Genomic DNA, 24,851 nt, shown 5'->3' with positions numbered 1-24,851 from the left:
ATGACAAAAGACATCCTCATACATCAGATTATTGATGTATTACAACAAGCCGGCTTTATGGTCTCAAAACGATGCAACATTCGTCCACGGAGCTTTGACCTTGCAGCCAGAAAAGGGGATGTTCTCATCTTTTACAAGGTCTTGTATAATATAGATGGTCTGAATGAAGAAACTGCAAGAGAAATGAAAAGCCTTGCACGTTATCTTGGAGGAACTGCTGTTCTTATTGGTGCCAAAACCAGAGATCAGATGCTGGAAGACAGCGTGGTATACATGCGTTACGATATTCCTGCTGTGAATGTTCAGACACTTTATGACTATTTTGTAGAGGATGTCCCGCCGCTTGTATCCGCAGCTCCCGGAGGACTTTATGTATCTATTGACGGGGATGTGCTTAAGGAAGCACGTAAAAGAACTGCAATGTCACTTGGAGCACTTGCCACAGAACTTGGGGTTTCAAGAAGGACCATAAGTAAATATGAAGAAGGCGGAATGGATGCATCAATTGATATTGTCCTTCAGCTTGAGGAATTGCTGGACGTGGCACTTGCAAAGTCCATAGATATACTCCAGTGTTTTGAGAAGCGTATAAATCTGGAAGCAAAACAGGAAAAGCCCGCTGAGGCTCAACCGGATGACGGTATTCTCAGTATGCTCAATGCTCTGGGATATCAGGTAATGTCCACAAGCCAGGCACCATTTAAAGCTATCTCAAAGGATACTTCCGATACACTGCTTACAGGAGTCAGCACTTACAGCAGTGCAATGATAAAGCGTGCAGACCTGATGAGCAGTATTTCCTGTGTTACAATGACAAAATCGGTTTTTATCATCAATGGACAGATCAAATCTGAGACTGTGGAAAATACCGTACTTATTGAGAAGACCGAGCTGGATAAATTGTCTGGTTCAGAGGAGCTTGCTGAACTTATTGATGAAAGAACAAAGAAACACAACATCAATATTTGAACGCTAAAGTCTCTTTCAATGGTAACAAATCAGGAGAAACTTTCCCAGTATATTTTCGCTTTTTTGACAATTCCAAAACCCTAATATACAGAAATCCCTTTTAGAACTAACAATGACTACCAACATTGCAGTACTTGTTTCAGGAAGAGGATCGAATCTACAGTCTATCATAGATAATATCGAAAACGGATACATAAAGGATGCAAAGATATCCGTTGTTATCAGCGATGTTGGTGACGCGTATGCACTTGAGCGTGCACGCAATCACGGAATTACTGATGTGTTCATTGACCCTTCGGACTATTCAGGAAAACAGGAATACGAAAAAGAGCTAATGGAAGTACTGAAAGACAATGATGTCGGACTGGTGCTCCTTGCAGGATACATGCGTCTTGTTGGTAAAGACCTGATAGCAGCATACCGTAACAGCATAATAAATATACATCCTGCACTGCTCCCTTCTTTTAAAGGACTTCATGCACAGCAGCAGGCTTTTGAATATGGTGTGAAGGTCAGTGGCTGTACAGTTCACTTTGTCGATGAAGGAATGGACACTGGACCGATAATTATACAGAAATGTGTTCCTGTACTTGACACTGATACTGCAGATGACCTTGCAGCCCGCATACTTGAACAGGAGCACAAGATTTTCCCGGAAGCTGTGAAACTCTTTGTTGAGGGTAAACTTAAAGTGGAAGGTCGAATTGTAGTACACACATAAATTAACTCATATTAACCAAATACTGTCCTGGCAAGTCAGGATTCCAAAAACATATACAATCTTTAACGTGGTAACAATGTCTTACATCTCAGAAATTGACCCGGATATTGCAGAAGCCTTAAGGCTTGAAGCAAACCGTCAGGATTACAAGCTGAACCTGATAGCATCAGAGAACTATGCAAGCCGTGCTGTAATGGAAGCACAGGGCTCTGTCATGACAAACAAATACGCAGAAGGATACTCAGGAAAGCGCTACTACGGCGGCTGCGAATTTGTAGATATTGCAGAAGACCTTGCTATTGAAAGAGCAAAGAAGATCTTCGGTGCTGAGCATGTTAACGTGCAGCCACACTCAGGTTCCGGTGCTAACATGGCATGTTATTTCTCAGTTATCAAGCCAGGTGACACCATCATGTCAATGGACCTCACACATGGTGGTCACCTTTCACACGGAAGCCCTGTTAACTTTGCAGGACAGCTCTATAATATAGTACCATACGGTGTTGACAAGGAGACTGAAGCTCTTGACTACGATGCTCTCATGGCAATGGCAAAAGAGCACAAGCCACAGATGATCGTCTGCGGTGCCTCAGCATACTCAAGAACCCTTGACTTCAAAGCATTCAGGGACATCGCTGATGAAGTGGGAGCATACCTCCTTGCAGATATCGCACACATCGCAGGTCTTGTAGCAGCAGGTGCACACCCAAGTCCAGTACCATACGCTGATTTTGTCACAACCACAACCCACAAAACCCTCAGAGGTCCAAGGGGTGGAATGGTAATGTGTAAGGAAGAGTATGCAAAGGACCTGAACAGGTCAGTATTCCCTGGAATCCAGGGTGGACCACTCATGCATATCATTGCCGCTAAGGCTGTTGCATTCAAGGAAGCACTTGGTGAAAAGTTCAAGGAAGACCAGTTTCAGACAGTTAAGAACGCAGATGTCCTTGCAAAGGAACTTCAGGCAAGAGATTTCGATATCGTGTCCGGTGGAACTGACAATCACGTAATGCTCCTAAACCTTAACAAGTTCGACATCACAGGGAAAGAAGCTGAAGCAGGAATGAGCAAGGCAGGAATTGTCCTTAACAAGAACACCATTCCATTTGAGACCAGAAGCCCATTCATCACAAGCGGAATCAGAATTGGTACACCTGCAGCAACAACAAGAGGAATGAAGGAAGACCAGATGAAGGAAATTGCAGGATACATTGCAGAGGTAGTTAACAACCTTGACAATGATTCAGTCCTCCACGGTGTCAACTCCGATGTTGAGCAGATGTGCAGCGGATTCCCTGTTTACAAGTAATTTAAAAACGCAGGCTGTATAGAAACTACATCAGGTGTTTGCATAATGGCAGAAGAGAACTACGATTCCAGGAAGATAGACGGCAGGAGCCTGTCAAAGAAAGTGGAAGATCAGGTAAAACAGGGAGTTGACAGGCTAAAGGCAGAAAAGGGAATTACACCCGGACTTGCAACAATACTTGTTGGCGAAGACCCTGCTTCCAAGATGTATGTCCGCCTTAAACACAAGGCATGTGACCGGGTCGGCATACACGCAGAAGATCACAATATGCCTGAGTCCATAACACAGGAAGAACTTATACTGCGTATTCAGGAATTGAATGTCAGGAAGGATATCCACGGAATTCTCCTCCAGTTGCCTCTTCCACAACACCTTGATGATAAATCAGCAATGCTTGCAATCGATCCTGCGAAAGATGCAGATGGTTTCCACCCATACAATATGGGTAAACTTCTCATTGGTGATGAAGGACTTGTACCATGTACCCCGAAAGGTGTTATCAGAGCACTTGAAGAGTATGATGTAGAAATCCAGGGAAAACACGCAGTAATTGTAGGACACAGCAACGTTGTTGGAAAACCAATGGCTGCAATGCTCATTAACAGGAATGCAACGGTTTCTGTATGCCACGTTTTCACCGATGACCTGAAAAAGTTCACCCTTGATGCAGATATCCTTGTAGTTGGAACCGGCGTGATGCACCTCATTAAAGCCGATATGGTAAAAGAAGGTGCAGTGATCTTTGACGTAGGGATCAGCGAAAAAGAAGGTAAGGTTTACGGTGATGTTGATTTCGATAATGTCGTGAAGAAAGCTTCACTGATAACTCCAGTTCCTGGAGGCGTTGGTCCGATGACCATTGCAATTCTTATGGAACACGTGCTTATGGCAGCTTCAAACATCTGATAAGCACACTTATATTTTATTAATTGAATACTATTTTGGCAAAACTGTTTTGCCCATTTATCTTTAATCAAAACTACCAGGTTGAATAATGGTTGTTGATGTAGACATATGTGGCTTGAAAGTTGGTGACGAGCATCCTGTAAGACTTATGGGTATCATCAACCTTAGCAAGGAATCCTTTTACAAAGGTTCTGTTGTTAGTAATGACTCTCTTCTTGATGTTGCACAAAAGATGATAGATGACGGTGCAACTATACTTGATATTGGTGCCCGTTCAACATGGCCCATGGCAAATCCGATAATCAGCGAGGAAGAAGAACTTAATCGCATGATCCCTGCGCTGGAACTGCTGAATGAAAACGTGGATGCGCTCATTTCTGTAGATACTGTTTATGCCAGTGTTGCAAAAGAATCCCTGAAACATGGTGCAGATATTGTCAATGACGTATCCGGGTTTACAACAAATCCTGAGATGATGGATGTTGTTGCTGAATACGATTGTCCTGCTGTTGTTATGGCATCGGAAGAAGTTCCTGGTGACCCCATTGGAATGGATGAAATCATGCAGTCACTTGCTAACATAATAAGCAAAGCAGATTCAAAAGGCATCGACACCAGTAAACTTATTCTTGACCCTGCAGTAGGTAAATGGATACCTGAAAAAGACCCGATATTTGATTTTGAGACCATAGACCAGTTCGAGAGTCTAAGAGTGTTTGGCAGGCCACTGCTTGCAGCAGTATCAAGAAAATCCTGTATCGATGCTGTGTTACACAAACCTGCAAAAGAAAGGCTGTACGGAAGCCTTGCTGCAACTGCAATTGTGATTCACAAGGGCGCCCATATTGTAAGAACACACGATGTCGCTGAAACAAAGGATGTTGTTGAGGTAGCAGCTGCAATGAGAAGAAGACAACCCGTTGTTAAGGAAGGCGATTTTGAAGTTAGCATTTCAGATATAACCCATCCTGATGATGCGGAATATCTCATGAGAAGCATGAAAGTTACAGGTTCCGGTGCAAAGGTCATGAAGAACAAGACCGTAAGCAAGGTTGTTCGTGTAAACAATATTACAACCACTGAGGCACTGATCATCAAGCAGGAGATTCTTGCAAGAGGTGGAGATGCTGCCCTTGAGCGTGATGCAGTGTCACACGAAACCGACAAAACAGATGTGCTCATAATTGGAACTATATTACAATTTGAGAAACTGGTCCATAAGCTCTCATTCCAGGCACGCAACCTTCCTTTGATTGCAGAGATGATTGCGGAAGTGCTTGAAAATGACATGGATGTAGAGCATGGTTACCTGAGGGAACTATGATAATCTCATCTGCAAAGCCCTTTGAAGAGATACTTGAAATACTGAAGGACGAGGATGATATCTTCGTTGTCGGCTGCAATGCATGTGCAGCAAAGATACACGTTGGCGGTGAGCCTGAAGTTCTTGAGATGTGCCAGCGCCTTGAAGATGCAGGAAAGCATGTAGTTGGCTGGGTAATCCCTAGCGCTGCCTGCAGTGTAGCTTCATATGATTCACTTGTTGAAAAGAATCCCGCCATAAAGGATGCTAAGACTATTCTTGTAATGGCCTGTGGAAGCGGAGTTTCTATTGTAGCAGGTGTTGTAGATGTACCGGTTTATCCATCAAATGACACTGTATCCCTTGGAGGAAAAACTCAGGGAGAAGTTGTTCCTGAACTCTGTGCCATGTGTGGTAAATGCAAGATATATTATTTTGGCAGTGTGTGTCCGAAGAGTTTGTGTCCCAAGCATTTGCTGAACGGACCCTGTGGAGGTTCAGTAAAAGGAAAATGCGAAGTTGATCCAGAAAAGGACTGTGCATGGGAACTCATCTGCAACAGGCTTGAGAAAATAGGAAGACTTGACCTGCTTGATATCACATGGGATGCTGAAGAAGGCACTGAAAAGTCAGTCTGACATAACTGCGAATTTGTTATTGTTGTTGTCCTGAATAGCTGAAAAGTTGCTTGCTGGATAATATTTCCTGTACCTGCCATCTTTTTCATCACGAATTGCATTTTCATCTTTCAGTTTGGTTATGTGCCAGTGAATGGTACTCTTGTCAACACCTATTTTTTCTGATAATTCTTTACCAGTCACACCGGGTTCTTCACATATTGTTTCCAGAACGCATTTTCTGGTATCACTTTGTGTATTAGAAACAGAGGCTTGCAGAGATTTTTCATTAGAATTACCCTTACTAAAATAATTGATGAAGCGCCCCTGCCTGATAGCAACAAGGAGATTTGAAAGTTGGAGCTTATCTACATGATACCTGAACGTTCCTCTTTTCATCTCCAAATCAGAAAGAATATCGCTCTCCGAGCATCCGGGATTTTCAGACACATACGAAAGTATCTTTTTCCTGTTCTTTTCACCTTTTTTACAAGCCATTTTCCCCAGAATCAGTGGAATGAATTTTCCCAGTGAGACTATGAGAAACCAGATCGTACAACCTACCCATATAAATTTGAGTTTAAGGGGAAGATCCCGGAAAGTAAGATTAACATCACATCCAGTATCATGTACATTCTCCCGAGGAATGTCTTTTACTGGCTCAAAAGTAACGTAAGGTTCGGCACTTGCAATAAGGCAGCCGCATACAATTAATAACAAAAAAACCAAGATTTTCAAAATGTTGCTTAACCTTATTTTCAAATAATGGATCCCCCACCATCACATCATTTGTCGATGCGTTCTACGTTTAAACAAACAACTGGTTGAAGATAACAAATATAAGATATATAGATTATGGCCAATCATTCCAACTAATTTCAAAATACTACGTCATCAAATATACCACATTATTTTACATAAAGTACCCCACGTAGAAAACGTAACATACCGGCAGAATTATAAAAAAATAACCGAGACAAGTATTAAATTTATAATTATAAATTATATGTTCTGCATACTCAGTTTAAACGATGGCCACAATAGATAAATAAAACAACAAATAATTTTACGATGTCACATTATAATAATGTGGGGTGGGGTTCAAACTAAACTTGCAGAGTCTACTTGAACCCCGGAACGCCCTAAGGCAAGGTTATGGTTGGCTTTGAGGATACTTAAAGCTTGTCAAATTTTGCTTTTTGGGACAAAACAAAAGGTGAAATGATGAAAACATATATTATATTTGGATTAAGCATGATGCTTGCGGCAACGTTGCTGGTTAGCATGGCGTTTGTACCGGCTGTGAGTGCTAAAGAAGTAAATAATTTTGATGGTGGTGGAATTTCGGTGAGTAAGCATGTTTCTAAACCTGAAATACTACTAAATGAATCAGATATTGGCATACGTTCATTAAGTAACCCCAATCCTTCTACAAGTGGATTAACATTAATAGGGTCTGATGCATCAGATACAAGTAACATCTATGGCCAGCAATTGATGTCCTACAGAATGTATTCTGTCGATAATGAAAATGACCCTGATTATGATTATTTCGTTATTTGGGTACAATCTACTGATAAGCTTAATGTGCCATTACCATTGAAATGGATTAAAACGGGTATCAAAAATATTAATAATGGAGAAATTGTTGATTGGTCACCAAGTGGAACGGTGTATACAGAAAGTGGTGAGACTAAGACACTTACACTTGGATTATCCGTGCCAGTAGTTGCTTCAATATCTCAAACATTCACTGATCCCGATGGCAAGTTATATCCTAATGTTTTCACTACAACTCAGTTTGAATCAAAGTGGTCTGCTAGTGGAACAGGCACTTTTGATGTAGGATTTAATGCTGCTGGGGTACAGGTAAAATCTCCAGCAGGAACATATCCCAGTTTCACGTGGTATGCTAGTGCTAACGAATATTAAAGGCAAATTAAACAAACTTGATTGAAACTTGCACTGTGTTAGACCGATACGATCATTTCAAATTGATCTAATACAGGCATAGTTTCTAACTAATATAAAATGAGATCACACTCACAATAATCAAAATCGGAGATCTTAATATGGATATGCTATCAAGTCTTGTTTTTTTAATAGAATCCGTGATACTGTATAAATTATATTATTTGTTGCAGGACAAGTATTTTGATAATGATCCGGACATGAAACGCTCCCGATTTCAAAATGATATTTTTAAGGTTGGATATGTAACGGGCTCCTTGTACCTGATGGACATATCAGGTGCGGATTTTTCCAGAATGTTGGTTGAAACCGGCATCTTGTGGGTGGTTGCAGTGATAGTTTTGTCATCACTTCTTTACAGGATCACGATCGCAATGGAAAATCGCTAATTCATTTTGTATGCAATATCCGGTAGAACATGAATCTTGTTATTGATGTAAATACATGAGAAGTGCTTGTAGCATCTTATGAAATCGGCTGAGGTTATCCATAGCCTTCTATTTTCTTTTTTTGAAGTTGTTTATTACTGGTGTCTTTTTGCATCAAAAAATTGAACTATAGTATTTTCAGTTTGAGCTCTGGCCATAATAGTTAAATAAAAAATGAAACGACTACATTGCAATAATATGCACCATATATCAACATAAGATTATAGAGTTATTTCGGCTCAAAAGCGTATAAAGGCAAGGCGAGAGATAAATGAATAATAAACAAATTATAATAATTTGTTTTGTACTGGTATTCGTTTCTCTGATAGTTATAAATGAGAAAGCAGTAGAATCATCAAACGAAACTTCACAAAATGTGCATTTTGAAAAAATAGAAATTAATGGAGATGATGGAGTCAATTTACAGAGGTTCGATTCAATAACGAAATATGATATTGTCACTGTTGACCCTGTAGCTTTCATGAAAGATGCAGATTCTGGCAAAATTACTATTCAGTTATCCGGGAAAGAATACAAATTAGAATTAGAACCCGGCATACTTATGAATGAAGGAAGTAAGCCAGAGATATATATCTACAATGGAAATGTCGTTGGCTATTCTAAAAGCAAAGCTCGTTTTACAGCATCAGAAGCGGGAGTAATTGGCTGGGTAGATTTCGGGGGCATACTAAACATAAAATACATAATTGAACAAGCAGGGGAGATAAGACGAAATGGGGAAAAAATGGAAGTTGATGTTGTATACCGTAATGTAGATGTGGATTCCAGTGGGACTCCTCCTAGTTCAGATGATCAAGTTTATGATTAAAAAAGCACTACATCAATTTTGAAAATTAGGGTTATGTAACAGCAACATCGATGAAAACATAATCAGCGATATTTTATTTTGTAGATTTTGAGGGGAAGGATTAAATGAATGCAATTGTAAAGGAAGAAATCTGGCGTTCTATTCCAGTTTATTTTTTTCTTTCCTGATTGTTGGTTTAGTTAAACTGGAAGGCTACATTTCAATAGAAACATCCGTTCAATTTACTCTGCCGCTATTAATTACTATAATTCACTTCACTATTATGGTTTGGTATAGGAGGAAAGAGAATTTGGAAAATTCTTCTATAAATTTGATACTAAAACATGCACTTAATATAAAAGATGAAACAAATAAGAGAAACTCAGAAATTCAGATAAAAATAATTGCATTTCTAACATTAATATACCTGGTATATATTTACAGTTCCATAATGTATAACATAAATCAGATATTTTGGATACTAGTTCTGATAATTGTTGCCGATAAAGTATCAAAGATTTTCTTCATAAAAAATGATACATATATAATTAATCTAAAAAATTGGATTTTTTTCTATATTACATGCTCAATTTTCATTCTTGCTCGTTACTCTGTTCTTAAGTATCCAGTTTTACCTATACTAAAAGGAATAACAATTCTTGGAATTGTGTCTATAGTCTTTTTTTGGACATATGAACAAATACATACGATAAAAGATAACAGATTTTGAGAATTTGTCTTTCATTTTTGGTATTTTGGTAATTGCTATAACCACCTATTCAATCACTTCAACTATTAGAAGAAAAACATATAATCATAATGCAGCGAGGATATAGAACATATTAATTGAAGATTGCAGCCACAGCATTATTAAGTGGGTTTGTAGTTATTAATATTTTAATTCATTCGATATTGGATCATTTGCAGCATTTGTCGCATGCAACATCAGTGATAATAGAACGGACTGATAACATGAATATATCTAAAATAAGAATTGTTGCCCAGGACGAGATATTAAGAGGGGTAAAAAGCAGGCATGTATGGTTTTTCAGCAGTGCATTGGCATTCATTTGTATTCTGGCAATGCACTACAGCACATCTTTAGCATTCCTGTTTTCAGATCCGGGTAATATTCCGTTCACCTATATTTCTTTCATGATAATACTGATCATCGGACCTTTTTTCATACTTGTTACAGCATTTGACAGCATAAGCAATGAAGTTGAAAATGGAACGGTCAGATATATAATTTCAAAAATTGACAGAGCATCTTTTGTGCTTGGCAAGTTTTGTTTTTTATTCATAATATTTGCATTCCTTACTTTTATTGTTGCAATTGTAGGACAGGTAGATAATTTCACATCAGGCAACGTCTTTGACCTGCAGAAAATGATATTTTTCTGGCTATTTTCAAGTCTGTATCTGGGATGCTTTATCAGTATCTTTACTTTTGTGTCAATTCTGTCAGGAAATAACAAAATAGCATTTACGATGTCAGCAGTACTACTGGGAATTACCATATACTTCTTTATGCAGGGTGGCATCGAGTATTTGAGATACTTAACTCCCCCCTATTATGCTTTTGCTGTTTCAGAAACGATGAAAAATCTCCCCGGAGAAAATGACTATTTCAATATAATCAAGAACCTCTTTTCAATGTTGGTCTTTATAATTGCCACTTTATCCATTGATGTATTAGTATTTAAAAGGAGAGATCTATAATGGCAACAGCAATCTCCATTAAGAACCTGTACAAAAAATATGGCCCAAGATACGTACTGGAAGATCTGTCCTTTGACGTGGAAAAGGGAAGTATATACGGATTTCTGGGACAGAATGGCGCAGGAAAAACCACCACCATCAAAATACTATCAGGACTTTCAATTCCAAATGGTGGTCAGATACTTATTGATAATATGGATCTGTCCCTGGAAGCTGACAAAATCAAAAATATATTGGGTCTGGTTCCGCAGGACTCTGAGTTTTATGATGAACGAACTGCCCTCAGCCAGATGAATTATTTTGCCAGACTGAAAGGTCTTAGCAAAGATGAAGGACAGGAACAATCAATGCTTTTACTGGAACGTGTCGGCCTTGAAAACGAGATGACAAAAAAAGTAGGCTCTTTTTCCCATGGAATGAAAAAGCGATTAAGCATTGCACAGGCCCTTTTAAATGACCCGAAAATACTCATTCTCGACGAACCCACAAATGGTCTCGACCCTGTTGGAGTGCGACAGGTCAAACAGATAATCCGTGACTGCAATGATAATGGAATTACAATATTCGCCTCATCCCACAACCTTCTGGAAATTCAGGAGATCTGCACCCATATAGGAATCCTGAAGAATGGCAGGCTTATCACCGAAGGAACAATCGGAGATATCCGACGGCTTGAGTCAAATGGAGTAATTACAGTTGGAATTTACAACATGTCACCTGAAATAGTATCTTTAGTAGAAGGTGTGGAATACGTTGTAAAGACCGAATTAAAAGAGAAGAATATTCTGGAGATCTATGTTAACTCTAAAACAGATGTTAAACCGGAACTTAACAAATTAATTGTGAACAACGGAGGACAGGTATTCAAACTTATCGAGAACTCCCTTTCACTGGAAGATGCATACCTCAGTGCAACAGAAATGAAAGAATAAAGAGATTTCTGATCATCCCTGTACTTTTTTATAATTGATCCATACCAAACAGTTTGAATCTTTGGCCATAATACATAAATAAATTAATGTTTTTTTAGTATTGTCCCCCACAAATATAGAAAGTCCGTGGGAACCCAATGTACCAACTGCAAGGTCGCAATGTAATCCGATTAGACTCACATACATGTGGCCTTGCTCCCCCAACTTCCTGATGATACAAATGATCTATTGAAATGCCAGGTTCTAATTTGAGAAGAGATTGCTAAAATGAACACAGACAACCAGTTTAAACAAAAGATGCAACTGGACATGACCTTTGACAAAAGCATGTTAAAAGTTCTTGTCCCCATGATAGTAGCAACTTTAATACTCTATGCTCTGTGCCTGCGAACTTCAGAATGCAAAATACTGATTTATGTAATCTGGTACATGGGATTCATCATCCTTCTTATTAAAGAACGGACACAGGTTGAGATAGATCCCCACATGATAATAATTCACAGACCTCTTATGAGTCCTCTGGTGATTAACAAGAAAGACATAAAAGATGTGCAAATAAAGAAGAATAGAAACTACGCATATCGTTTGGCAATAGTAACCATATTACTTTTTCTTACAATATATATAAGTTACAAATCCGGGCAAGACTTCTTTTATGGGATAGCAGGAGTTTCATTAATGGAAGGAATAAATCTATTCCTTTATGATTTCTGGCTTATATTCCTGGAAGCAGTAGTTATTATAAATCTACTGAAAAGACTTCCATACTCAAATTTGCTGAGAGTAGATACCGACAAATCCAACTTCATATTTTACTCAAAGGAACCTGAAGAACTGAAAAGGATAATTGAAACACATGAAACTGCATGACATGGAGACAAAACAAAGCAATTCAAATTTTAAATCATCTCAACAAATTGTTGATCAGAACAAAGCAAACGATGTCGTCAAAATGAAAGTACCTTTGAGCATGGTAGACTTTCAAGTGATATTCGTAGTAGTCACCGTGTCTACAGCATTAGTGATGTTATTTTTTATGGAGTTATTCTATATACATATCTTCACAGAATGGGGAATTACGATTATAAGTGCGTGCATTTTAGCAACAATCTATTTGCTAGCACTTTATAAAATATCAATCTACTCTGATGAAGTGAGAATAAAAAAACCATTTTTCAGAGAAACGACAATACCTGTGGAAAAAATCATAGATATCTCTGATTTTAACAATTTCTTGTACAAATATAAGATACCATATTTTTTATTTTTAGGTTCAGCGATACTGGCGACAACATATTTTTCCTTGGATAACACGCGTAGAATTGGAAATATAGATTTACAAATAATTATAAGATCAATCTTTGTCCCTCTGATGTGCATAATAATTTTCATAAATGCATATAGAATGTCCCATTATCCAAAAGCCATCAAAATAAATATCAAGCCTGGAGAAATCAACCTTTATCCTGAAAACGAAGAGAAATACTTACTCTTGAAAAAGAAACTAGATTCCCTCCTGCGATGATTTTAAAACCCTGACATACATATAATTCCCCGATGTCCCGGACCTTCAAAGATAAACTCACATCAAACGATTTTCTGATAACAGCAGAGGTCAGCCCTCCAAAGGGAACAGACCTTGCAGAGATGCTTTCTGATGCGGAACTCACAAGAGGGTGGGTAGACGCTCTCAATGTAACTGACAACCAGAAAGCTATTATGCGTATGAGTCCACTGGCAGTGAGTAAAGCTCTCCTTGACAGCGGTCATGAGGTTATCATGCAACTTACATGCAGGGACAGGAACAGGCTTGCACTGCAATCCGATCTGCTTGGGGCATACTCCATGGGCATCAGGAACATCTGCATTATGACAGGTGATCACACAACAAAAGGAGATCATCCTAAAGCAAGACCGGTCTATGACCTGGACTCCGTGCAGCTTCTGAATATCATAAGGAAGATGCAGGAAGGTCTCGATCTTGCAGGCAATGTCATTGATAATCCGCCGCAGTTTGTTGTGGGAGCTGTGACAAATACTGATCCTTCCAAAAAAGCACAGATGATGAAACTGCGAAAGAAGGTCAAAACAGGCATTGATTTCATGCAGACGCAGGCTGTTTATGATATTTCTATGTTCGAAGACTTCATGGAATCCATCGGAGACATTGAAGTCCCGATTATTGCCGGAGTTATTCCACTCAGGTCTGCAAACATGGCACGGTTTATGAACGGGAACATTCCTGGAATAAGCGTGCCTGATGAGATTATAGAGAGAATGGACTCAGCTGAAAGACCAATGGAAGAAGGAGTGGCCATTTGTGCAGAGGCAATAAAAGAGCTGCAAAAGCTCTGTCGTGGAATTCACCTTATGCCAATTGGCAAACATAACAATACACCAACCATACTTGAACTGGCCGATATCAGGAAGAAATAATAATGACAAAAACGCAGATCGACCATGCAAAAGAGGGCACCCTCACACCTGAGATGCTGGAAATTGGAAAAAAAGAGAATATTGATAAAGAACTTGTTCTGGAAAGAGTTGCAAACGGCAGCCTTGTTATAATGACTCGCAAAGGGTGCCCGCCTGTTGCGATCGGCAAAGGTGCCAGCACCAAGATCAATGTTAACCTGGGAACATCATCAGCTGCAATTGACCCTGAAGCAGAGATCGAAAAGGTGAAGATCGCACAGCAATACGGAGCGGCTACAATTACTGATCTGTCAATGGGAGGAGATATCTCTGCCATCAGGAAAATGGTGTTTGAGAACACAGAACTTCCTGTAACAACTGTTCCTATTTACCAGACAATAGTTGAATGTGGAATGGAGAATGTAACTACCGATGACATTCTTTCCTACCTGAAAAAACATGTTGATGAAGGAGTAAGTTCAGTGCTGCTTCATTGCGTGGAAAAGGAGATGCTTGAACAACTCAAAGACACAGGCAGGGTTATGGGAATGGTTTCAAAAGGTGGCTCCTTTACCAGCAGTTTCATGCTTCTTAATGAATGTGAGAATCCTTTCATTGAGCATTTTGACGAGATAATGGAGATACTTAGGGAGAATGATGTCGTCCTGTCACTTGGAAATACAATGCGAAGCGGATGCGTACATGACCTGAAAGATAGTGCCCAGTTAATGGAAATTGAAACTAATGCAGCACTTGCTAAAAGAGCAAATGAAATGGGCGTGCAAGTTATAATCAACGGAATGGGGGGACACATTCAGGCATCTGACATTCGGGATTCTGTGAAATTATACAAGGAAAAAGCTGATTTTCCATTGTTTGTTGCAGGACCACTTCCTACTGATATTGCTGTTGGATACGACCATATTGCAGGAGCAGTTGGCGCAAGTATGGCCAGTGGTGCCGGAGCAGATTATCTCTGTTACATTACACCTGCAGAACATCTTTCACTTCCAAACCCGCAACAGGTTAAAGAAGGACTTATTGCATTCAGGATTGCAGCTCACATCGGAGATTCCATGAAATATGGATTAACTGATGCTGACCTGATGCTAGCTGAAAAGAGAGCAAACTTTGACTGGAGAGGACAGGCAGAACTTGCTATAGACCCTACCAGACCTGCACAGATGTGTCCTGATGAAGGGCCATGTTCCATGTGTGGAGATTACTGTGCCATCAAAATTATGAAAAACTATCTTACAGGAGAGAACTAATGCCAGATGAGCCATCTTTCCCATCCCTGCAAATGTTTGGGATAAAAACTCCGCTAATTAAACCCGGAGACAACATTGCAGAGAAGATCATTGATTCACTTGAAAAGCAAGGATTGATTTTTAAGGATAATGACATTCTCATCATTGCCGAATCACCAGTTGCAACAGCCGAAGGACGGCTTGTGCGCCTTGATGATATTATTCCCGGAGAAAAAGCAGAAGAGCTTGCTGAAAAATACCAGCTTGATGTCAGGGAAATGGAACTGATACTTCAGGAATGCGATGAGATATTCGGAGGCGTTCCGGGAGCTGCACTTACCATTACCAAAGGAACACTTGCTCCTAATGCCGGTATTGATGCTTCCAATGCACCTGAAGGATATGTAGTTCTTCTTCCTGAAAATGCACAGAAAAGTGCTGGCAGGATCAGAAGAGAGATCAAAGAACGTTGCAAACGCAACATTGGAGTTATCGTCGGTGACAGCCGTACACAGCCTCTGAGACTTGGGTGTGTTGGAATTGCACTTGGAACTTCCGGAATGGTTCCTGTTGAGGATGCAAGGGGAACTTTTGACCTCTTTGGAAAAGAGATGACAATCACCCGCAAAGCAGTTGCTGATAATCTTGTTTCTGCTGCTCAGCTTCTTATGGGAGAAGCCGGGGAAAGTGTACCTGCTGTACTTGTAAGAGGGTCACCTGCCCAGGTAGTTGATGATGATATTGACATGCCACTTTTCAGCAGGGAAGAATGCATGTATTACAGTAATATAAGAAAAGCCTAGCTTTTCAGTTTCTTTTTCATGTTATTATTTCTTTGATCTTAAAAAAACATGCTACGCAGTTATAGAACTATATAGATTTTTGAGTTCTAACGGAACTATTTTATTATCAACGTAGTATATAGCACTACTAATAAAGAAAATAAAAAATTCAGCTACATAATCTATTGGTAGAAAGTTCAAATGTCCCTACACCAAAAACAAGCCAGTGAACCTCAAAAGAGGTTGGTGATTTGATGGATAAGAGACACAATATACTATTTGCGTTATTTGTTATATGCATGCTCGTTCTTGGAAGTGCAGCTTCTGCTGTGGCTGGCAAGAACAATGACAACAACTGGAACTATGATGATGATTACAAAAACTCAGGCCAGTACAATTCTAACCAGAATTCAGAAAAGAAGATCAAAAACATTATTGTAATGGTACCTGACGGATGTGACCAGAGTGTCCAGACACTTGCTCGCTGGTACAGTGGCGAAGACCTTCAGCTTGACAGCATGGTTTCTGGAATGGTCAAGACATACATGGCAGATTCAATAATTACTGACTCTGCATCTGCTGCAACTGCTTTTTCAACTGGTTATAAGACATCTAACGGATTCCTCAGTGTAGGTCCAGAATATGACACACTTCTCAGCACAATCGATGAATCTGAAGTGGCTGAACAATATGTACCACTTGCAACTGTTCTTGAAGGTGCGAAACTTGAAGGAAAGGCAACAGGCCTTGTTGCAACCTCAGAGATTCCACATGCTACACCTGCAGCTTTTGCTTCACACGTCGATTCAAGAAAGTCTTATGATGACATTATTGAGCAGATGGTCTACGAGGATGTTGACGTAGTACTTGCCGGTGGAGAAGACTACCTCTATGAAGCCCGTGGTGACGGAGAAAACTTAATTGATGTCCTTCAAAGCAGAAACTACCAGTTCATTACAACATCAAGCGAACTTGAAAAACTTGAATACGGAAAAGTATGGGGAATGTTTGCAGGAGCAGCTATGTCTCCAGAAATGAGCCGCGTGGATGAAAAACCAACAATTGCAGAAATGACCACAAAAGCTATTGATCTTCTTTCAGAAGACCAGGATGGTTTCTTCCTTATGGTAGAAGGAAGTCAGGTTGACTGGGCAGGACACGCAAATGATCCTGTATACATGGTAACTGATTTCCTTGCATTTGATGAAGCTGTAAAAGCAGCTGTTGACTTCGCAGAAGAGGACGGACATACTCTGGTAATTGTTTTCCCTGATCACAACACAGGTGGAATGACAATCGGAAACAGAGAAACATCCTACACAGACCTCACAGTTGAAGAACTCATTGACCCACTTGTAGCAGAAGACAGCGACAATGAGATTGGATGGACAACAGGCGGACACACCGGTGGAGATGTACCTCTCTGGTCATACGGTCCTGACAGGCCAATAGGTCTTTTCGACAACACAGAACTTGCAACATATGTAGCTGATGAGTTTGGGTTTGTCCTTGATGACGTAAGTGACAAGCTCTTTGTAGATGTAGAAGAAGCATTCCCGGGAATGTGGGAACTTGATACAACAGATGCAAAGAACCCCGTACTTGTAATCACATACGAGGACAAGGTGGCCGAACTTCCTGTAAACAAGGATATTATGACCATTGGCAGTGGAGATGAGATCGAACTCAATGGTGTTGTAGTATATGCTCCAAAAGCAGACGATGGAAACGGAAAAGTATTCATTCCACAGGAAGCTGTCGATATCTTAAAGAGTAAGAACAACAAGTGGTTAATTAACGGCAAATTCAAAAGATAAAATATCAGAATTTATCTGATTTCTTTACCAAAAAGGGATATTATCCCTTTTCTTTTGTGATAATGTCTTTTATTCAAGCAAATAAGAATTATATATAAATGAATATAGTCCCTCTGCGCTACTATTATAATAATACACAGAAAATTAGTTTTTGAGCTTATTTTGGCAAAATCAAACATAATAGAACTTATTTAGACAAAAATTAAACGATACATTAATATAGGGTTGTCAAGTCAAAAATATAGGCAACTAATTCAAATGATCGTAATTCAAATTGAGGTATTACAATTCATAGAAAAAAGAAAATAGAAATTCGTAATCTTGTCAAGATCTTTGGCAAACACCCTCAAAAAGCAATCTCATTAGTAGAGCAAGGCGTCTCTAAACAGGAAATATTCGAAAGGACAAAACAGACGGTTGGTCTGTACAATGTCAGTTTTGATGTTTATGAAGGAGAAACTTTTGTGCTTATGGGACTTTCTGGCTCAGGAAAATCAACTCTTTTACGCTGCCTTAACCGTCTGATTGAGCCAAGTGACGGACACATTCTGATCGATGGTGACGATATTGCCACCATGGACGATAAGGAACTCCGGGAAACCAGGAGAAAAAAGCTAAGTATGGTATTCCAGGGATTCGCACTCCTGCCTCACCGAACTGTTATCGACAACGTGGCTTTTGGTCTTGAGATACAGGGAGTTTCAAAAGAAGAAAGGTATGCAAAAGCTGAAGAAGCAATCGCTAAAGTCGGGCTTAAAGGTTATGAATCAAGTAAAACATCACAGTTAAGCGGAGGAATGCAACAGAGAGTAGGACTTGCAAGGGCACTTGCTACTGACCCTGATGTCCTGCTTATGGATGAAGCATTCAGTGCGCTTGACCCTCTTATCAGATCAGAGATGCAGGATGAGCTACTTGCACTTCAGGATAAGATGAAAAAAACCATTGTCTTTGTTTCACACGATCTTGACGAAGCACTGAAACTCGGTGACCGTATCGCCATCATGAAGGATGGTATCATCGCCCAGATAGGTACTGCAGAGGAGATACTTACTGACCCAGCAGATGATTACGTTTCAGAATTCGTTGCCGGAGTTGACAGGACTAAAATACTTACTGCTGAAAATGTGATGAAAAGACCTGAACCTGTTGTTTCTATCAACTCAGGACTTAAAGTTGCACTTCAGCTTATGAAGAAACACGGAATATCCTCGATATTTGTGGTTGATCCTGAAAAGACCGTCAAGGGGATACTCTTCATAGATGATGCCGTTGCGGCAGTGAAAGACAAAAAAACAATACAAGATGTTTTAGTTACAGATATTCTGTCTGTGAAACCTGACGTACCTATCAAGGAAATCATTCCTGTAATGTCAGACTCTTCCAGTCCGCTTGCGGTAATTAATGAAAACAACAAACTCATAGGAGTAATTGTCAGAGGCAGCATACTTGGTGCTCTGGCGATCACGGAGGATGATCAGAATGATCTTACCTGACCTTCCCATAGGGGAAACTGTAGAATCAGGAGTTTACTGGCTGAATGACAAATTCGGTTTTTTGATGGATATTTTCAGTAATATCATCGACATCTTAATATCCAGTTTTAAGGATGCTTTGTTATTTTTACCACCTTTTGCATTCATCATTGTGGCTACAATTCTTATTTACCTCATTTCCAGGAAAAATATCAAACTTGCAATTGGAAGCGCATTCGGGTTATTACTAATTGATAGCATGGGATTGTGGACACTTTCCATGGAAACCATTGCCCTTGTATTATCGTCGGCCCTTGTGGCTTTGTTAATTGCTATTCCAACAGGAATCATAGCTGCAAAGAATGAAACGATTTTCCATATTGTCAAACCGATACTGGATTTCATGCAGACAATGCCTTCTTTTGTTTACCTGATACCTGCAGTTATCTTCTTTGGACTTGGAAATGTTCCCGGTCTTGTGGCAACAATCGTGTTTGCAATGCCACCTGCAATTCGCCTGACAAATCTGGGTATCCGCCAGGTTCCTGTAGAACTAGAAGAAGTTGCAACTGCTTTTGGAACAACTTCAATACAAAAGCTCTTCAAAGTTGAACTTCCCGTTGCTCTACCTACAATTATGGCGGGTGTAAACCAGTGTATCATGCTTTCACTATCAATGGTTGTTATCGCAGCTATGATCGGTGCAAGAGGACTTGGTTACCAGGTTCTTGTAGGAATCCAGAGAGTAAACATTGGGCAGGGATTCGAAGCAGGTCTTGGAATTGTGATAATTGCCATTATACTTGACAGGCTGACACAAAGTCTCACGCCTAAAAAGTAACAGTACAAAACAGAAATAAGGGCCCCAAGTGGCCTTTATACCTTTAATTAACGTTGTGATAATATGAAAAAGCAAACAAAAATAATTACAGTCATACTGATGCTTGCAATGCTTGTCATTGTAAGCGGATGTGCTGGCCAGAACACTACTAATGCAGACAATACGAACAATGGAACAGTACAAGAAACAACCCCGGTTACAAAAGAAGCAACAATTGGTTATGTTCTCTGGGATGGGGAGATTGCCAGTACTAATGTTATGAAACTTGTTCTTGAAAAAGCAGGTTATAATGTTGATATAATTGCTGTTGACGCAGGTGCACTCTATCAGGGACTTGCAGACAGTCAGTTCGATTTTACAACTTCCGCATGGCTTCCACAGACCCAGAAGAATTACTGGGAACAGTATGGAAATGAAATCGATAGTGTTGCAGTGAATCTTGAAGACTGCCGCATCGGTCTTGTTGTTCCAACATATGTGACAATTGATTCTATTGATGAACTAAATGCTCATAAGGATCAGTTCAATGGTGAGATCATTGGTATTGATCCGGGAGCAGGCATCATGTCAACAACCGAAACTGCAATTGAGAACTATAGCCTTGATTACGAACTTGTTGCAAGCAGCAGTGCAGGAATGACAGCTGAACTTAAGAACTCAATAGAAGATGGGAAATGGGTTGTTGTAACTCTCTGGTCACCTCACTGGGCATTTAACAGCTTTGACCTGAAATACCTTGATGATCCAAATGGTGTTTATGGACAGGCTGACCATGTAGAAACACTCGCAAGAAAAGGACTCGCAGAAGATGACCCTGAACTTTACGGAATAATTAGCAGATTCCACTGGACTCACGATGATATCCAGTCTGTAATGTCTGATCTTGCAGATGGTGTACCTGAGGAAGAAGCTGCTCAGAAATGGGTAGATGCAAACCCGGATAAAGTCAACGAATGGTTAGGAGAGAACTAAAGTTCTCTCATATTTCCTTTTTTAGATATTATTAATTACTCTGTTTCTTCCAATCCATAAGCCTGCATTATCATATGGTATTCATTGAGTGGGATTCTTGAATAGAATGCTCTTTTGATGACTTCACTAAGTGACGGATGAATATCCATTGAGTACATAATAGGACCGGCAGCCTGTTCTTCGGTGTACATAACAGGAATTATCTCGTGAATAAGAACCGACGCATCAGGACCTATGATATGAGCACCGAGAATCTTCTGAGTATCATTATCTAGAATTATCTTAACAAACTCATCGGTAAGCGACATGGCTATTCCTTTTGCAGTATCCTGAAAGCGATAGTAACCTAGAATTATCTTGTCTTCTCCGTAGTCTTCGATGGCCTGCTTCTCGGTCATGCCAACCCCTGCGATCTCAGGATGAGAGAAGACAGCGTAAGGCACGGCATGATAGTCTACCTTTGCTTTCTTTTTCAGAGCAGCATTGTAGTAGACAACAGTTGATTCATGATTTGCAACATGCTTGAAAAGATACTTTCCGTTCGCGTCACCAAAAGCCCATACGTTGGGTTGTGATGTTTCAAGATGTTCATTTACCTTTATCCAGCCATGTTTATCAGTTTCGACGCCCCCAAGTTCTGGTTTGAGAATATCGGTATTCGGAGCCCTGCCTGTTGCCACAAGTATTACAGAAGCAACAACTTCTTTTTCTTCACCGGTTTTGCGGTCTTTTGCAATCACAAGCTTACCTTCAGGTGAGTTTTTTACTTCCACAACCTCACAATTGGTAAGAATGTCCATATACTCTGACATCATTTTCTTTGCAAGGGTGGAAACTTCTGGTTCTTCTTCAGGTATTATCCTTGCATTTCTTCCAATTATAGTAACCTTTGAACCCATGGCTGAGAAGAAATGACCATATTCCGCTGCAATGTACCCTCCACCGATTATGGCAAGGCTTTCCGGGAGCTCTGTTAGTCTCAAGACATCGTCACTTGTGAGATATTCCACATCATCAAGTCCTTTTACCGGTGGAATTGCCGGTTTTGAGCCTGTACACAGGAAAATCATTTTGGAGTTGATGGTTTCATCACCTACTTTCATGGTGTAGGGTGAAACGAACTCTGCAGCCTCGTTATAGAAATCCAGACGAGGAATATGTGTATAGCTATGTTTTATGTCTTCGATGTCTGAAGATATTGTAGAGCGCATCCTATCCATTACAGCTTTAAAATCAATATCCGCGATTGAAGCTTTGATACCAAAATTCTCTGCTTTTTCAATGTTTCTTACAAGTTCTGCAGGATAGAGAAGCATCTTTGAAGGGATGCAGCCTCTTGTAAGACATATTCCTCCTGGTTCGTCTTTGTCTATCAAGGCAACTTTCATTTCAGGATCTGCATCAAGCATTGCATTTACATAATTCATACCTGAACCAGAGCCAATTACAATCAGATCATATTCTTTCATTAAATTCCCCACATACGATATCCTGTAAACATTGACCTTTACCCGTATAATTATTTCTGATAGATTTTTGTCTGTCAAAACCGTTGTATAAATATATTATATATGCAAACATAATAGACAGAGAAGCTATGCAATATGACAAAAACAAAAATGATGAAAGAGAACAACTTGCCAGCAGACTGGGATTCCTTCTGATATCAGCAGGATGTGCCATTGGACTTGGAAATATCTGGCGCTTTCCATATATAACAGGTAAATATGGAGGAGCGGCCTTTGTAGTTATTTATCTTGCATTTCTTCTACTGCTTGGATTTCCAATACTTCTCATGGAGTATTCCATTGGAAGAGCAGGAAAACTTAATATTGCAGGAGCCATGAGAAAACTTGAACCTTCTGGAACTAAATGGCATCTTTTTGGGTACATGGGAATTGTTGGAAATATAATTCTTGTTATGTTCTATACAACAGTTGCAGGATGGGGAATTGCATACATATATTATTCAATCACTGGAAGTTTTAACGGACTTAGCCCACAGGAAGTTGGTGATTTCTTTGGAAATTTCCTTAGCAACCCAAAGGAAATAGTATTCTGGATGGGAATTGTTGTAATCTCTGGATTCTGGGTTTGTTCCAGAGGACTTCAGAACGGTGCGGAGAAGATCAGTAAAAGACTTATGGCAGGGATGTTTGTCATATTAATAATCCTAGTCTTTAAATCTGTAAGTCTTGAAGGAGCATCTGCTGGTATTCTCTTTTATCTGAAACCTGATTTTAGCCTGATAAACCGGGATGCAGTTTATGCTGCAATGGGACAGGCATTTTTTACATTAAGCACTGGTGCCGGAGGAATGGCTATTTTTGGCAGCTATATTGGAAAAGAAAGAGCTTTGTCTGGAGAAGCCATGAATGTTGTTGTTCTTGATACTTCGATTGCACTGCTTGCAGGTCTTGTTATTTTCCCTGCAGCATTTGCTTTTGGAGTGGATGCCGGATCGGGGCCTGAGCTTCTTTTCGTCACGCTCCCTAATATTTTCAATAATATGAAATGGGGAATAATGTGGGGATTTCTGTTCTTTGTTTTTCTTTCATCTGCTGCAATGTCAACTGTTATTGCAATTTTTGAGAATATAATGGCATTTACAATGGATGAATGGGGATGGAGCCGTAAAAAGGCTGCACTTGTCGATGGGATCGGAATATTTGTTCTTTCACTCCCATGTGCACTGAGCTTTGGCCCGTTGAGCAGTATTCAACCATTTGGACCGGGAAGTGGAATTCTTGATCTTGAAGATTTTATTTTTAGCTATAACATTCTGCCAATTGGTGCGATTTCAATAGTATTGTTCTGTGCCTTGAAAAGGGGCTGGGGATGGGATAATTTCCTTACTGAAGCAAACACGGGAATTGGAAAGAAAATACCAGAATGGTCTAAGTATTACGCAAGATATGTGCTTCCATTGGTGATCCTTGTAATACTCGTACAGGGATGGATAAATCTGTTCAAATAAACACAGTTTTTCAAAAAAGAAAATGAGGGCTGTTGAGCCCCATTTTTGAACAAGAGAGAAACAATTCTTGTACTGACTTTATGTTATAAAGGTGCTTTTGAGTATATAATACATATAATATAATACCCCATAATAAAATCGGCTGGGCTCATTGAAAGATTATTTAAGAGAAGAATCGTATACATACAAAACCAATTGTATATCGATTTAATGATTAAAATTTCTAATAAAATTATCAGAAAAACCAAAAGTTTAAAGTTGTTACTGTTTGTAGAATAAAAATATTGTTAATAGAAAAGCAGGATTAATTGTGAGTGAGTTGGCAGCGATCCGTATTTCCCGAAGACTCTCATACTTCAGTACAGTAAGGAACGCTGGCGGGCTTATCTTCTGTGTTCGGGATGGGTACAGGAATTACCCCGCCGCTATGGCCGCCAAACTCACTCACGATGAAAGATAAAGTTAAAGCCAAGATCCGGATTCGAACCGGAATGGAATCGCTCTGCAGGCGATTGCGTAGCCGCTCCGCCATCTTGGCAATGAGCGATACATGGATGGAACCATTGTATATAAACTTTATCGAAATAACCGTGTATACTCAACACACACATATCAGATTTCGCCTGGACAAAG

General features: G+C 39.8%; 23 protein-coding genes, 1 tRNA gene and 1 rRNA gene. 21 read left to right on the top strand and 4 right to left on the bottom strand.

Annotated features, from left to right (window positions below; genetic code table 11):
* The 6 genes from BLP52_RS13280 to BLP52_RS13255 all read left to right on the top strand — a co-directional run bounded on the left by BLP52_RS13280 (position 1) and on the right by BLP52_RS13255 (position 5,849).
* Positions 1–969: a transcriptional regulator gene (locus tag BLP52_RS13280; protein WP_091710974.1), complete on the top strand. Its 969-nt coding sequence runs from the start codon at positions 1–3 to the stop codon at positions 967–969.
* Positions 970–1,081: 112 nt separating this feature from the next.
* Positions 1,082–1,690, top strand: coding sequence for a phosphoribosylglycinamide formyltransferase (gene purN, locus BLP52_RS13275; protein ID WP_091710973.1), 609 nt, complete (start codon positions 1,082–1,084; stop codon positions 1,688–1,690).
* 76 nt (positions 1,691–1,766) lie between these two features.
* Positions 1,767–3,002, top strand: coding sequence for a serine hydroxymethyltransferase (gene glyA, locus BLP52_RS13270; RefSeq protein ID WP_091710972.1), 1,236 nt, complete (start codon positions 1,767–1,769; stop codon positions 3,000–3,002).
* 45 nt (positions 3,003–3,047) lie between these two features.
* Complete coding sequence (locus BLP52_RS13265; RefSeq protein WP_091710971.1) at positions 3,048–3,908, top strand: tetrahydrofolate dehydrogenase/cyclohydrolase catalytic domain-containing protein; 861 nt, start codon at positions 3,048–3,050, stop codon at positions 3,906–3,908.
* Between the two features lie 88 nt (positions 3,909–3,996).
* On the top strand, positions 3,997–5,232 hold the full coding sequence (gene folP, locus BLP52_RS13260; protein WP_091710970.1) for a dihydropteroate synthase: 1,236 nt from the start codon (positions 3,997–3,999) through the stop codon (positions 5,230–5,232).
* Positions 5,229–5,849 carry a methylenetetrahydrofolate reductase C-terminal domain-containing protein gene (locus tag BLP52_RS13255; protein WP_091710969.1) on the top strand — a complete coding sequence of 207 codons (621 nt, stop codon included), beginning with the start codon at positions 5,229–5,231 and terminating at the stop codon, positions 5,847–5,849. The genes folP and BLP52_RS13255 overlap by 4 nt, the downstream gene beginning before the upstream one ends.
* Here BLP52_RS13255 and BLP52_RS13250 read toward each other — a convergent pair.
* The gene (locus BLP52_RS13250) at positions 5,841–6,548 is read right to left on the bottom strand and encodes a winged helix-turn-helix transcriptional regulator (protein ID WP_154717888.1); all 708 of its coding nucleotides are present in this window, start codon (positions 6,546–6,548) and stop codon (positions 5,841–5,843) included. The genes BLP52_RS13255 and BLP52_RS13250 overlap by 9 nt on opposite strands.
* A gap of 462 nt (positions 6,549–7,010) precedes the next feature.
* Here BLP52_RS13250 and BLP52_RS13245 point away from each other — a divergent pair, with 462 nt between their 5' ends.
* From BLP52_RS13245 to BLP52_RS13175, 14 genes are all read left to right on the top strand, one after another.
* Positions 7,011–7,760, top strand: a complete 750-nt coding sequence (locus BLP52_RS13245) for a hypothetical protein (protein ID WP_091710967.1) — start codon at positions 7,011–7,013, stop codon at positions 7,758–7,760.
* A 140-nt stretch (positions 7,761–7,900) separates the two neighbouring features.
* Positions 7,901–8,188 carry a hypothetical protein gene (locus BLP52_RS13240; RefSeq protein WP_091710966.1) on the top strand — a complete coding sequence of 96 codons (288 nt, stop codon included), beginning with the start codon at positions 7,901–7,903 and terminating at the stop codon, positions 8,186–8,188.
* Between the two features lie 310 nt (positions 8,189–8,498).
* Positions 8,499–9,056, top strand: coding sequence for a hypothetical protein (locus tag BLP52_RS13235; protein ID WP_091710965.1), 558 nt, complete (start codon positions 8,499–8,501; stop codon positions 9,054–9,056).
* Positions 9,057–10,007: 951 nt separating this feature from the next.
* Positions 10,008–10,757, top strand: a complete 750-nt coding sequence (locus BLP52_RS13225; RefSeq protein WP_091710963.1) for an ABC transporter permease — start codon at positions 10,008–10,010, stop codon at positions 10,755–10,757.
* Positions 10,757–11,689 carry an ABC transporter ATP-binding protein gene (locus BLP52_RS13220; RefSeq protein WP_091710962.1) on the top strand — a complete coding sequence of 311 codons (933 nt, stop codon included), beginning with the start codon at positions 10,757–10,759 and terminating at the stop codon, positions 11,687–11,689. The genes BLP52_RS13225 and BLP52_RS13220 overlap by 1 nt, the downstream gene beginning before the upstream one ends.
* A gap of 267 nt (positions 11,690–11,956) precedes the next feature.
* On the top strand, positions 11,957–12,559 hold the full coding sequence (locus BLP52_RS13215; protein ID WP_091710961.1) for a hypothetical protein: 603 nt from the start codon (positions 11,957–11,959) through the stop codon (positions 12,557–12,559).
* Positions 12,546–13,214, top strand: a complete 669-nt coding sequence (locus BLP52_RS13210) for a hypothetical protein (RefSeq protein ID WP_091710960.1) — start codon at positions 12,546–12,548, stop codon at positions 13,212–13,214. The genes BLP52_RS13215 and BLP52_RS13210 overlap by 14 nt, the downstream gene beginning before the upstream one ends.
* 32 nt (positions 13,215–13,246) lie before the next feature.
* A complete protein-coding gene (locus BLP52_RS13205) occupies positions 13,247–14,125 on the top strand; it encodes a methylenetetrahydrofolate reductase (protein WP_091710959.1) in 879 nt (292 codons plus the stop codon).
* 2 nt (positions 14,126–14,127) lie between these two features.
* On the top strand, positions 14,128–15,375 hold the full coding sequence (gene thiC / locus BLP52_RS13200) for a phosphomethylpyrimidine synthase ThiC (RefSeq protein ID WP_091710958.1): 1,248 nt from the start codon (positions 14,128–14,130) through the stop codon (positions 15,373–15,375).
* The gene (gene cofE / locus BLP52_RS13195) at positions 15,375–16,157 is read left to right on the top strand and encodes a coenzyme F420-0:L-glutamate ligase (protein ID WP_091710957.1); all 783 of its coding nucleotides are present in this window, start codon (positions 15,375–15,377) and stop codon (positions 16,155–16,157) included. Before thiC ends, cofE begins: the two co-directional genes overlap by 1 nt.
* Positions 16,158–16,390: 233 nt before the next feature.
* Positions 16,391–17,953: an alkaline phosphatase gene (locus BLP52_RS13190; protein ID WP_091710956.1), complete on the top strand. Its 1,563-nt coding sequence runs from the start codon at positions 16,391–16,393 to the stop codon at positions 17,951–17,953.
* A gap of 281 nt (positions 17,954–18,234) precedes the next feature.
* Positions 18,235–19,449, top strand: a complete 1,215-nt coding sequence (locus BLP52_RS13185) for a quaternary amine ABC transporter ATP-binding protein (RefSeq protein WP_338011383.1) — start codon at positions 18,235–18,237, stop codon at positions 19,447–19,449.
* Positions 19,436–20,269: an ABC transporter permease gene (locus BLP52_RS13180; protein WP_091710954.1), complete on the top strand. Its 834-nt coding sequence runs from the start codon at positions 19,436–19,438 to the stop codon at positions 20,267–20,269. Before BLP52_RS13185 ends, BLP52_RS13180 begins: the two co-directional genes overlap by 14 nt.
* Positions 20,270–20,332: 63 nt before the next feature.
* Positions 20,333–21,241: a glycine betaine ABC transporter substrate-binding protein gene (locus BLP52_RS13175; protein WP_091710953.1), complete on the top strand. Its 909-nt coding sequence runs from the start codon at positions 20,333–20,335 to the stop codon at positions 21,239–21,241.
* A 35-nt stretch (positions 21,242–21,276) separates the two neighbouring features.
* On the opposite strand, the gene BLP52_RS13170 is transcribed toward BLP52_RS13175, so the two are convergent.
* The gene (locus tag BLP52_RS13170) at positions 21,277–22,710 is read right to left on the bottom strand and encodes a dihydrolipoyl dehydrogenase (RefSeq protein ID WP_091710952.1); all 1,434 of its coding nucleotides are present in this window, start codon (positions 22,708–22,710) and stop codon (positions 21,277–21,279) included.
* 128 nt (positions 22,711–22,838) lie between these two features.
* Here BLP52_RS13170 and BLP52_RS13165 point away from each other — a divergent pair, with 128 nt between their 5' ends.
* On the top strand, positions 22,839–24,218 hold the full coding sequence (locus BLP52_RS13165; RefSeq protein WP_091710951.1) for a sodium-dependent transporter: 1,380 nt from the start codon (positions 22,839–22,841) through the stop codon (positions 24,216–24,218).
* A 317-nt stretch (positions 24,219–24,535) separates the two neighbouring features.
* Here BLP52_RS13165 and rrf read toward each other — a convergent pair.
* Positions 24,536–24,657, bottom strand: a 5S ribosomal RNA gene (gene rrf, locus BLP52_RS13160).
* 27 nt (positions 24,658–24,684) lie between these two features.
* Positions 24,685–24,756 (bottom strand) — tRNA-Cys (locus BLP52_RS13155).
* Positions 24,757–24,851: the final 95 nt, after the last annotated feature.

This window comes from Methanolobus vulcani (assembly GCF_900100715.1).
Lineage (GTDB): Archaea > Halobacteriota > Methanosarcinia > Methanosarcinales > Methanosarcinaceae > Methanolobus > Methanolobus vulcani.
The sequence above is the reverse complement of the archived record's forward strand: the minus strand, read 5'-3'. Positions and strand labels throughout refer to the sequence as shown.